At 45.7% G+C, this 11827-nt stretch carries 8 protein-coding genes; 4 read left to right on the forward strand and 4 right to left on the reverse strand.

Translation table 11 applies throughout. From position 1 onward, the window contains the following. Both V6C93_RS00930 and V6C93_RS00935 read right to left on the reverse strand, forming a co-directional pair. On the reverse strand, nt 1-1111 hold a 1111-nt coding region (locus tag V6C93_RS00930; protein WP_333474759.1), incomplete at its 3' end, for a DVUA0089 family protein. A gap of 502 nt (nt 1112-1613) precedes the next feature. Further along, nucleotides 1614-2549: an alpha/beta fold hydrolase gene (locus V6C93_RS00935; RefSeq protein WP_333474760.1), complete on the reverse strand. Its 936-nt coding sequence runs from the start codon at nt 2547-2549 to the stop codon at nt 1614-1616. A gap of 303 nt (nt 2550-2852) precedes the next feature. Between V6C93_RS00935 and clpS the strand changes: the two genes are divergently transcribed. Together clpS and V6C93_RS00945 are read left to right on the forward strand one after the other, a co-directional pair. After that, nucleotides 2853-3134: an ATP-dependent Clp protease adapter ClpS gene (gene clpS / locus V6C93_RS00940; protein WP_333474761.1), complete on the forward strand. Its 282-nt coding sequence runs from the start codon at nt 2853-2855 to the stop codon at nt 3132-3134. 110 nt (nt 3135-3244) lie between these two features. Further along, on the forward strand, nt 3245-4090 hold the full coding sequence (locus V6C93_RS00945; RefSeq protein ID WP_333474762.1) for a type II CAAX endopeptidase family protein: 846 nt from the start codon (nt 3245-3247) through the stop codon (nt 4088-4090). A 68-nt stretch (nt 4091-4158) separates the two neighbouring features. Here the strand turns inward: V6C93_RS00945 and V6C93_RS00950 are convergent, their stop codons facing one another. After that, the gene (locus V6C93_RS00950; protein WP_333474763.1) at nt 4159-5046 is read right to left on the reverse strand and encodes an Rpn family recombination-promoting nuclease/putative transposase; all 888 of its coding nucleotides are present in this window, start codon (nt 5044-5046) and stop codon (nt 4159-4161) included. A 298-nt stretch (nt 5047-5344) separates the two neighbouring features. On the opposite strand from V6C93_RS00950, the gene V6C93_RS00955 reads away from it, so the two are divergent. Next, nucleotides 5345-5596: a hypothetical protein gene (locus tag V6C93_RS00955; RefSeq protein ID WP_333474764.1), complete on the forward strand. Its 252-nt coding sequence runs from the start codon at nt 5345-5347 to the stop codon at nt 5594-5596. Between the two features lie 305 nt (nt 5597-5901). On the opposite strand, the gene V6C93_RS00960 is transcribed toward V6C93_RS00955, so the two are convergent. Further along, nucleotides 5902-6030: a hypothetical protein gene (locus tag V6C93_RS00960; RefSeq protein ID WP_333474765.1), complete on the reverse strand. Its 129-nt coding sequence runs from the start codon at nt 6028-6030 to the stop codon at nt 5902-5904. A gap of 365 nt (nt 6031-6395) precedes the next feature. On the opposite strand from V6C93_RS00960, the gene V6C93_RS00965 reads away from it, so the two are divergent. Next, nucleotides 6396-11827, forward strand: a 5432-nt coding sequence (locus V6C93_RS00965; protein ID WP_333474766.1) for an AAA family ATPase, incomplete at its 3' end; no start/stop codon positions are given.

Below are 11827 nucleotides of genomic sequence, written 5' to 3' on the forward strand. Positions count from 1 at the left end.
TCGCTCCTTCCAGGGAAACCTGACCTCCTACCAGTGCCAGGGTTTGACCCGGTTTTACCTGTAACCCACCTGGTTTAGAGAATCGAGAGCCATTGAGGCGGATGATGTAGGCTCCAGTATCCTGCCCCTCATTGTCCCATCCACTTAGGGGGAAGCCAGCACCAGGGCCAGTTGGGGTAGCCGATGCATAGTCAAAAATTAATCCATTAGTACTGGTTGGGTCGTTACAGCAGGCAGAGATGCCTAAATAATAAGTGCCTGATGTAGAGGGTGTAAAAGCCGAAGCGGGCATCGTGGAGGCGAGGGTTCCAGCGGAGTCATCGTTGGTATAAAGACCTCTGCCACTGCTATCAAACAAGAATAACTGGGTATCTACAACACTCCCGCCCACCGTTGTTGCCTGAAAGGGTTGATTCGCAGGGAGGTAAATTTGGTACAAATCCACATCATTTCCCTGAGAAAGGGTTCCAGAAATAGCTCTGGGTAGTGTGTCTGAGGTGTTCACTATCTGAGCCATATCCAGAACTGAACCCGCATCCCCATTTTCATTGACGCTATCAGCCGTAGAGCCACTGCCAGCCCTGACGATCAGGTTGCCTTCATTCCCGTTAAACTGTAAGCCAATGGGTACGCTCACCGTTAGCAGAGGCGGTGCAGATGGATTAACCGCGCTGAATTCCGTCCCATCGGCGAACTGGATGCTACTTGCCGTACTCGCGACAAAAGAGCCGCCGATATCCAACGAGGCATTGGGGCCAAAAATAATTCCGTTGGGGTTGATGAGATATAGGGACGCTGTGCCATTCGCCTTCAGGATGCCATCAATATCGGAGATGGAAGAACCCGTAACTCGACTAATAATGTTCTGAATATTGAGGGCATTGTTGAAGTACGCAATATCCCCGGTGGGGACAGAAAAGTCTCGAAAACTGTGGAAGAGATTCGTACCTGCTGTTGCGCCACCCGTAATTTCCAGGATGTTACCGGAGCGATTGACGTTGGTGGGTATGATACCGTCTGAAGAGATTTGAGCGATCGCGCTTTCGCTGGAGAGTAGGCACCCCAAGGAAATCGCACCAGCCAGCCAAAATTGACCCTGATACAGTTGCATCTTCCGGGTACAGCGAATTATCCAACTAAGATGGCTGCACTTTACCATAGGAATGAAGCTCTACCAAGAATTACACAATTTAATTAAGTATCTTCAGTGGAGTGCGATCACAGCCACTCATCACAGAACCTAGCTCATCAACTTCTTATGGGGAATATAGATGGGGATAGGGAGAGAGTATGAGCTGTCGAAATGCCAAGAAAAAAAATTTCCCCGCTGCCCTTAAGCGTAAAAGCAAGTGCTTGGGGAAACGGGGAAAATGTCCAGAGAATGGGGAATTTACTGACAATATCAGTAAGACATGTAATACCGCGAGTTCTTCGGAAAAAAAGTATTTCTTGTGTTTAGAAATGGCGTAACAACAAGAAAAAATGGCAACATTTTTTTGTCTTAATTTTTTACTTCCCTCAGAGTATTACGCTTACACAGTGAGTTTGTTAGGTCTTTTTAGCAGAAGTCTCGCCCTGTAGACAAAGAGTGTACTCTACAAATATCAATCGGGTTAAGCGCTGGCGATCGCATTCGATGAACCGACCGAAGCGTTCTCCAATACCCAGTCCCGTAGAATCGCATTCACCTGTTCTGGCACCTCATCATGGGGACAGTGTCCAGCTTGGAGATAATGTTCTGTGAGTTGAGGATAGTATTGACGGAACATCGCGCCCCGCTGTTTGGCATTCATCCAAGGGTCAGCTTCTCCCCATAACAGGAGGAGTGGACAGGTTAGCTGGTTTAACAGAACATCAATTTTTTCACCTTGGGGAGACTTGAACACCGAGGCAAACACCTTATGGGCACCCTCATCACAGGAGGGGCGGTAAATCTCTTCCACTAACTGGTCTGTGACCGCACTCTGATCGAGATACACTTGGGAGAGCGTTTTGCGAATCATTGAGCGTTGCCGCACGTACTGGAACAAGAGAAAACTTGCCCAAGGTTGCAGCAAAACTGACCGGGCGAGGTCGCCGATGAATTGTTGTAAGGGACTCTTTTGAGTCGGCACCTTGGTATCCGTGAAAGGGCCAGCACTGTTGAGCAACACTACACCAGCCGCAGCATTAGGGCGCTGGGCTGCAACACACAGCGCTGAATAGCCACCTAAGGAATTTCCCGCCAACACGACAGGCTGACCAATTACCTCGGTGATGAAGTCATGCAACTGGTCTCGCCACAAGTCACCCCCGTACTGCCAATCGGGTTTGCTTGAACGTCCAAATCCCAACAAGTCAATTGCCCAAACTTCAAAGTCGTTAGAAAGTTCAGCAATATTTTTGCGCCAGTGGTCTGTGGATGCGCCAAAGCCGTGAATCAGCAGTAAAGGAGGGCGTCCTGATCGCTTCTGCCCCGCCTGTACATAGTAAATAGATTGTCCCCGCCATTGCCAGTAGGTACCAGGTGATGGGCTGGCTGCGGTCTCTCGGATTGCCTGTGTCGTCACGAGAAATGTTAATTAAAGTTAACTTTTCTTATTTTAGCTGGGGTTGGTAGATTGCAGGTTGCAGGTTGAAAGTTGTCGGTCGCAAATTAGCGTTTGCCGTTGCCTTCTGTTGACGGCCTTAGAGTCTTGCACTCAATAGCATATTTCAAGGCAATGTGCATTTTAGCGCCAGTTTTGTAGCAACAATTTACTCTTCCTCCTGTATTGAATCCAACAATGTTTAGTAATATAAAGACAATGCGAGTATCTTTCCCTGTTCCCCTGGGAAGCAGTGCAAACCTATGAACACAAGAGGGTAGAGTAGTGTCTGTCGAAACAATTGAGAAGCGTTCAACAGTCCGTAAACATGCACCTCGCTATCGCGTTTTGCTCCATAATGATGACTTCAACTCGATGGAGCATGTGGTGCAGACCTTGATGACGACAGTGGCGAGTCTAACTCAGCCTCAAGCCGTCAACATTATGATGGAAGCTCATACGACGGGGATAGGCTTGGTGATTACTTGCGCTCAAGAACATGCGGAGTTTTACTGCGAAACGCTGAAGAACCACGGCTTAACTAGCACCATTGAACCGGATGAGTAAGGGGTTAGGATTTGTCTTGAGGGTGTCGAGGGTAGGCATGGCCTCAAGTTTAAAAGCCTTGATAAAATACTAATCCCGGTTCTTTGCTAACCGATCGCATCCCAAGCCATTTGAAATCTAAACTGACTCAATTCGCCCAATACCCAGCACCAGCGCGTCTGGGGATATTTTTGGTGATTTTATCGCTGCTCTGGCTACCAGTAGCAGCACCCCTTTACTTTTTATTGGCTCACGACTCGAACTTAGTAACCATTCTGACGATGGGGCTATTGTTCGGGGGATTTTTGCTATTGCTGAGATGGTGGGGAAAGAATGTCTATGGGCGATCGCATCTACTGAGACAGTATGGATTGGTGCGATCGCGACAAAATGGGTTAGACCTACTCAAAGGATTGGGTATTGGTCTGTTGTTTACGTTTTCCCTGTTTGTTTTAGAAGGATTGCTCGGTTGGATTCAATTCCAAACGCCTCAAGCTGTATTACCGAGGGTAATTTTGGAAGGATTCATCAGCGCCCTCGGCATTGGCTTTGCGGAGGAGTTGGTATTTCGGGGTTGGGTGTTGGATGAGTTGCAACGAGATTACACCCTAAAAGCGTCTCTTTGGGCTGATGCCCTGATTTTTGCCCTATTGCACTTTCTCAAACCCCTTTCAGCAGTGGTTCGCACGTTACCGACATTTCCCGCGTTGGTGCTGTTGGGGCTAACACTGGTTTGGGCGAAGCGCTCATCTGGAGGTCGTTTGGGTTTGTCAATGGGTCTGCACGCAGGTTTGGTTTGGGCTTATTACATCCTTAACGTGGGACAACTGGTGCAGTATTCTAATCAAATTTCTCCTTGGATTACAGGTGTTGATCGCAATCCGATTGCTGGAGTTATGGGGTTGTTATTTTTGGGTACTCTTGCCTTGTGGATGAGGAAGCGAGTGGGACAAGCCTACAGACAAAGGCGATCGTAATTTGCTCTATATGTGATCGCGTTTCTCGTGCAGGCGCGTGCAGCGTTTGCAGGGCAAGAGTTCCAGAATTACTCTTCCTTGGTCGGGTTGTCACTTTGAGCGTTGGATGCCTCTATCTGTGTGACTCGCTCTCTATCTAAACTTAAAGTCTCTGCTACTTGCTCCAAACTCATCCCTGATGTCAACAGATGGGACACTGCTGCCTGCCTCACTTGCTCGATATCTAAATCTAACCCCTGTGCTATTTGTTCCACACTCAACCCTAATGATAAAAAGCGAGGCACTGACTCTAATTTGACCTCTTCTGCGGTCTCCTGATACACTCTGGTTTGCCTAAAATCAGTTAATCCCAACATTTGCGCTATCTCCTCCCGACTTTTCTGGGGAAATTTATAAGAAATTATCCTTTCTATCAATTCTATGAGTTCTTGCTGAGCCGCCTCATCAGCTATCTCAAGTCTGGCTTGGCCTATCAATTCCCTGGCTTTTGTCCCAGCAGTTTCCTCTGGCTCTATTACTAATTTAACGGTTTCAATGCCGATAGAGGGTTGTGGGGTTGAGCCTAACTCATCAAGGTAAATACGTCTAACTCGTTGAGGATGGAGTAATTCGATATACCGCTTTGTTTCTCCTGTATCTATGCTGCGAGTTGGATAAACGACTACTCCCCGCCAATTGTTTCTTAGTTTGGTTTTATCGAGGTAAAGGAAGATTTCTGTAAAGAAACGAGAGTAGAATTTTGGGTCGGGTTGAAATTGGACTTCAACGAAGTAGATGGGGCGTGAGGGTGCATTGCTGACTGGGAGAAATACTCCATCAATGCGGAATGAGAGTTGTTTGACTTCGACGGATGAGAATTGATAGGCGTTGGCTTCTGCGGGGGGTTGGTTGATAAGTTCAAAGAAGATGCTGGGGAAGGATTGAAAGAGGCGATAGAAGAGGGTGTCGGTTTTCACGCTTTGAATGCTATGAATTCTGTCTACTTTCCTTAGCTTTTAATCTAGATAAAATAACTTAATTCTATTATAGTGCAGCTATTTTTTATAGCTTATTATTATTATAGACTGATTCGATAGCCTATCAGTATAAAATAATTTTTATATAAAATTTAAATTATTTTTACATCAAAAACTTGATTTTTATTAAAATAAAATTATAGTCTTCAATTAAGGGTGAAGCGATTAGGTGCTGACACACACTAACCGCCTCTAACTCCCAACTAACGAACACTTAGCAAGGAGCTAATTTACTATTATGACGCGCATTGATGTTACACTCTCGGTCGCAGAAATTCCCGCCCACTGGCAACCTCCCCGTTACTCCTACGGACAGGTGATTGTTTACGGCAAAAAGTTCTGCGAAATCGTTGGACGTAAATACATCAGTCCGTTGAGTGCAGCGGGAAAATCCGACCCCGACATTGTTGGGTGGCATTACGCCTTCTACGAAACGCCAGATGCTCTCGACTCCATCGAAATCCATGAAACTGAGGTGATTACCAGCTAAAAACACAGGAGGGTGCGCCGAGACGCACCCTTCTAAAGGGGAGGGAATGGTGTTTTTGTGCTGGATGCGATCGCATGGATGCTGGTAGAGGTGCGTGAAGCGATCGCGCTGCACCAATCTGACAAATCACTTTTCCTGGGTAGGTTCATTTGAAGCCAATTTATCACTTGTTGCTTCTGCTGCATCGATAAATAACTTTTCCACCCTTGATACGATCATCCTAATCCGGACACTCCGGCTTCTTTATAGCGCTTCTTCCATTTACTTATAAAGCCATTCCCGACCTGAAGTAGGTCAGAGATGCCTCAATAAGACCATCCCGACAAAGCTAATTTTACCGCTAAGGCTCTTTTTATTTCTCTAATATCAAGATGGCTTTTAATCCAACTCTCTAATTCCTGGATTTGTTGCTCTGTTTCTTCCAGTTTCATCATTTTTATTTTTTCAAAGGTTAGCCTAATATTATACCCTTGGTTGGTTCTTGTGTTTCACATCTCATTTGAAAACGCTATATATAACCAAGCATATCAATTGTTTTGGTCGCTATAGTTTGGATTTGAATCGACAACCACCAACGGTTAATTATAATTGGCCTGTGCTTGCGGCATTAGAACAGTGTCATATAATCGTATTCAACGGGTGAGTGCTTCTGTCCCTTGTCCTTGCCAGCCTTTGAGAGCTAAGACTTCTTAAGCTTGAGCTGAGCAAATTGACATTACCAAGAGGAGCTTGAACAATAGGCGTTAAGTCCGGTTAATTGTGCGGTCTTGTCTTTGAAGGTTAACTCTCGGGTGTCAGTATGCTTGCCCTGCCGAATGTCGAGGTTCACGCCCAAATTTACTCAAGCGCCAATTCGCTAGTTTACCGAGGGACAAGCCAACCGGACAACACCCTGGTTATCCTCAAACTTCTCAAACAAGACTATCCCACTGCATCCCAACTCACCCGCTACAAGCAGGAATATGAAATTACCCGCTCTCTGAATCTGGATGGGGTAATTAAGGTCTATAGCCAGCAAGTCTATCAAAGAACGCTGGTGATGATTGTAGAGGATTTTGGTGGGGAGTCTTTAGAGAAACTGCGCCACGACTCGCCAGAATTATATTGCCCGATGCCCTTGGCAGAATTTCTGCGACTGGCAATTCAAGTGACAGAAATTTTAGGCTCAATTCACGCTGCCCAAATCATCCATAAAGACATTAACCCCAATAACATCATCCTCAATCCGGCTACTGGGATAGTCAAAATCATTGATTTTGGCATCGCCACCCGATTTGCTCGTACAAATCCAAGTTTCAGCAATCCAACTGTCCTAGAAGGCACGTTAGCTTATATCTCGCCAGAGCAAACCGGGAGGATGAACCGGATGCTGGATTACCGGACAGATTTCTATTCGCTGGGAGTCAGTTTCTACGAACTGCTAGTTGGACAACTACCATTTGTGACGGATGATGTGCTGGAATTGGTGCATTGTCATCTTGCCAAACAGCCAGCGAAACCAGGTGAGGTAAATGCAGAGATTCCCTCAATTGTTTCCGTTATTGTTCTTAAATTAATGGCAAAAAATGCCGAGGAGAGATATCAGAGTGCGGCGGGAATCAAAGCGGATTTAGAAGAGTGTCTATTGCAGTTAGAAACAACAGGTCGAATTGAAGAGTTTTCCTTAGGAACTCAAGATGTTTTTGACAAATTTCAAATCCCGCAAAAACTGTACGGGCGAGAGGCAGAGATTGAGACATTACTGACAGCATTTGTTCGCGTAGCGTGTCCAGAGGACAAACGAGTGGCAGCTTGTAGAGCAGAGGGAGCTGGGGGAGCGGAGGAAGCTGGGGAAGCAGAGGGAGCTGGGGAAAAGAAAGAGAATCTCATTACTACTTCTAAGTCTCAAATCGAACTGATGTTGGTGGCTGGCTATTCAGGGATTGGCAAGTCAGCCTTGGTGCAAGAAGTTTATAAACCTGTAACCCAAAAACGGGGCTATTTCATTGCAGGTAAATTTGATCAGTTTGGGCGTAATATTCCCTATTCGGCTGTGGTTAGTGCTTTTCAATCCTTGGTGCGGCAACTCCTCGCGGAACCAGAGGTGTCTCTGCAACAATGGCGAGAAAAAATCCTGGCAGCTACAGGTGCGATCGCATCAATAATTATTGATGTCATTCCTGAAGTAGAACTTATTATCGGCTCTCAACCCCCTGTGCCAGAAGTCGGGGCAACGGAAGCGCAAAATCGCTTTAATTTAGTGTTTCAAAAGTTCATTCGGGTATTCTGTTCTCCAGAGCATCCCTTGGTTATCTTTCTCGACGATCTGCAATGGGTAGACTCGGCAACACTGAAGTTAATCGAGTTGATGATGAGCGTTAGCGAAGCGGGTGCGGAACACCATCGCGAAACGCAATCTCTGTTGTTGATTGGAGCGTATCGAGATAACGAAGTCGAGGCAAATCACCCGTTGATGTTGCTGCTGGCTGAGTTACGCAAAAAAGCGATCGCAGTTAATCAAATCATCCTCACGCCTTTAACTCTAGAGGATACTCGCCAACTAATGGCTGAGACATTGCACAGAGATACTGCCTCAGTCGCATTGTTAGCAGAACTGGTACAGGAAAAAACGCTAGGTAATCCGTTCTTTATCGAGCAATTTCTGAAAACTCTGCACACCGAAAACCTGATTGAGTTTGATGTTGCTCAACGCGCTTGGCAATGGAATTTGGCTCAAATTGAGGCACAAAACATTACTGATAATGTTGTGGATTTGATGATTGGCAAGCTTGAGAAACTGCCTCCAACCACGCAGCAAGTATTGAAATTAGCCGCTTGTGTCGGTGCTAATTTCAGTTTAAATATCCTGACGATTATCTGTGAAAAATCAGCGGTTGAACTGTTTCCTGTTCTCATTGAGGTAGTTCAGTTTGGGGTCATCTTGCCAACTTCTGAGTTAGATGAGCAACTGTTAATTCAAGATTATAAATTTTTGCACGATCGCGTTCAGCAAGCGGCTTATGCTCTGATTGACGAAAATCAAAAACAAGCGGTTCACTTACAAATCGGTCGCAATCTCTGGCATTCGACTACACACCAGACGTTAGCCGACAAGGTTTTTGAGATAGTAGACCATCTTAATCTTGGCGTTGAACTTGTTAGCGAACAATCAGAACGAGATGCGATCGCTCAGTTGAACCTGCTGGCAGGTCGAAAAGCGAAAGCGGCGACAGCTTATGATGCTGCGCTGACATATCTGACTACAGGGATAAAATTGCTGACCATTGATAGTTGGCAAAATCAATACGATTTCAGCTTATTTTTACATGAGGAAGTGACAGAAACCGCGTACCTTAGCGGTCACTTCAACGAGATGGAGAAATGGGCAACGGTTGTCTTGCAACAAGCCCAGACCATACTAGACAAAGTGAAAGTCTATGAGGTCAAAATTCTAACCTGCATCGCGCAGAGGAACCAACTCGGAGCCGTCAAGATAGGGCTACAAGTTCTTGAACAGTTGGGTGTGAGTTTACCCCAGTTGCCTACAGATTTGGATGTTCAGCAGAAGTTGGAGGAAACAACGGCTGCTTTGAGGGGGAAGAGTACAGAGGACTTGATTAGCTTGCCTGTGATGACAGATAAATACAAATTGGCAACCATGCGGATCTTATGTAGCATAGGCGCTGCTACCTATCAAGCTGCACCGATACTGTTACCACTGATTGTGTGCGAACAGATAAACTTATTGCTTGAGTATGGTAACTCTCTCTTCTCTGCTTTTACTTATGCTGCTTACGGAATCATTTTAAGTGGGGTAGCCAATGATATTGAATCCGCTTATCAATTTGGTCAATTAGCTTTAAATACGATTGAACGGTTCAATAATACAGAACATAAGTGTAAGGTAAATTTTATAGTTGCACAGTTCATATTACATATAATGCATCCCGTTAGGGAGACTTTATTACTTTATGAAAAAGCTTACTTTAGCGGCATAGAAATTGGAGATTTTGAATATGCCAGCTATGCCGTAACAACTAAAAGTCAATATTCATATTTCAGTGGTGTGGAACTGACAAAGCTGGAACGGGAATTTGCTTTCTGGAGTCATGCCATAGCTCAACTGGGGCAGGAAAATGCCTTGACTCAGAATCAATTGCATCACCAGGTAATTCTTAACTTACTTGGAATTGTTGAAAATCCATGCCGTCTACAGGGTGAGGTATACAACGAAGAGAAGATGCTGCCCCTTTATTTAGGTGTCAATGACACAACTACAATTCATTACCTTTATAGTTACAAGCTTATCCTCTGTTATCTATTTGAAGAGTTGACTGAAGCTGTAAAAAATGCCAGTTATGCTGAACAGTATTTGCAGGGTGTTACAGGAGCGCTAAATGCTCCTATATTCTATTTCTATGATTCTCTGGCACGTCTAGCGATATATCCAGATATTTCCAGTGCAGAACAAGAGGACTTGCTCCTGAAGGTGAGCATTCATCAAGAAAAAATGCAGAATTGGGCGCACCATGCGCCGATGAATTTCCAGCATAAATACGATTTGGTAGAAGCGGAAAAAGCCAGAGTCTTGGGGAATATTCTTGAGGCGGAAGAGTTTTATGAACGAGCAATTATTGGAGCTTGTGAAAACGAATATATCCAAGAAGAGGCATTAGCTTATGAGCTAGCCGCTAAGTTTTATCTAGCGCGAGGACGGGAGAAATTTGCCTCTATGTATATGAAAGAGGCACACTACTGCTACCAGCGTTGGGGAGCTTTAGCCAAGGTTAAAGACTTAGAAACTCGCTATCCACAATTACTCAACCGCGATCGCGCCAGCAGTTCCCCTACCGAGCATCACCAACCCAATTCGCGATCGCTTCGCGCTGCCCCTTTGGGGCAATCGCTCGTAGGAACAATTACCTCCAGTGGAGCACTCACAACTCTCGATCTCTCTGCTGTAATGAAAGCCGCTCAAGCCCTCTCCGAAGAAATCCGCCTCGATCGCCTGCTATCAACCTTAATGCAAGTAGTAATTGAGAATGCTGGAGCTGAGAAAGGTTCTCTCATCTTGCTAGAACAAGACAATCTGGTAGTTGTTGCTCAATATGTCGGTGAGGGAAATTGCTGCCTACAAGCAACAACAGTTGGCAATGACTCGGATATTCCCGTAACCGTCATTCACTATGTACAACGCACAGGTGAAACCCTGGTACTAGAAGATGCCTCAACGGAGCCGACCTTTACAACTGACCCCTACATCCAACAGCATCATCCCAAATCGCTGCTGTGTACTCCCCTGATTAAGCAAGGCAAACTGATTGGCATTCTTTACTTGGAGAATAACCTCAGCACAGGAGCCTTTACCAGCGATCGCCTAGAAGTCCTGAAACTGCTCATCGCCCAAGCCGCGATTTCATTAGAAAATGCTCGACTCTATGAGCGTCTAGAAGAGTATTTACGGACGCTAGAAGTGAAAGTAGACGAGCGAACTGCTGCCTTGCAACAAGCAAAGGAAGCCGCAGAAACCGCCAACCAGGTCAAAAGCGAATTTCTGGCAAACATGAGCCACGAACTGCGTACCCCCCTCAATATCATCCTAGGCTTCACCCAACTGCTGTTGCGCGATCGCCTTTTGACCCCTCAACAGCAAGAATACCTGGATAGTATTACTCACAGTGGCGAGCATTTGCTGGGATTGATCAACGACGTGTTGGAAATGTCCAAAATTGAAGTGGGACGGACACGCCTTAATGAAACTAGCTTTGACCTGCATCACCTGCTCAACACCTTAGAAGAAATGTGGCAACCCAAAGCGGCTGCTAAAGGTCTTCTGTTGAAGATTGAGCGGCAAGCCTCTATCTCTCAATATGTGAAAACCGATGAGAGTAAGTTACGCCAAGTGTTGATGAACTTGCTCTCGAACGCTATGAAATTTACACAGGTGGGTAGCGTCACTGTGCGAGTGAGGCTTGAGGACACACAGACCTCCAGACACGAAGATACCCAGAATTCTTCCCATCTTCTTGTCTCCCCCTGTGTTCTGTTTTTTGAAGTGGAAGACACTGGGCTGGGTATCGCAAAAGAAGAGATTAAAACCTTGTTTAATGCCTTTGCCCAAACCGAAACAGGTCGCAAGTCTCAGCAAGGCACTGGACTCGGTTTAGCGATTAGCCGAGAATTCGTGCGGCTGATGGGTGGAGACATTACGCTAGAAACCCAAGTGGGGCGAGGAACCAAGTTTCAATTTTG

It is taken from the genome of Allocoleopsis sp. (genome assembly GCF_036703385.1).
Taxonomy (GTDB): Bacteria; Cyanobacteriota; Cyanobacteriia; order Cyanobacteriales; family Coleofasciculaceae; genus Allocoleopsis.

What these genes read in the sequence shown, in the direction of transcription:
- V6C93_RS00955 (WP_333474764.1), top strand. Translation starts at nt 5,345, where the DNA reads ATGACGCGCATTGATGTTACACTCTCGGTCGCAGAAATTCCCGCCCAC.
- V6C93_RS00960 (WP_333474765.1), bottom strand. Translation starts at nt 6,030, where the DNA reads ATGATGAAACTGGAAGAAACAGAGCAACAAATCCAGGAATTAGAGAGT.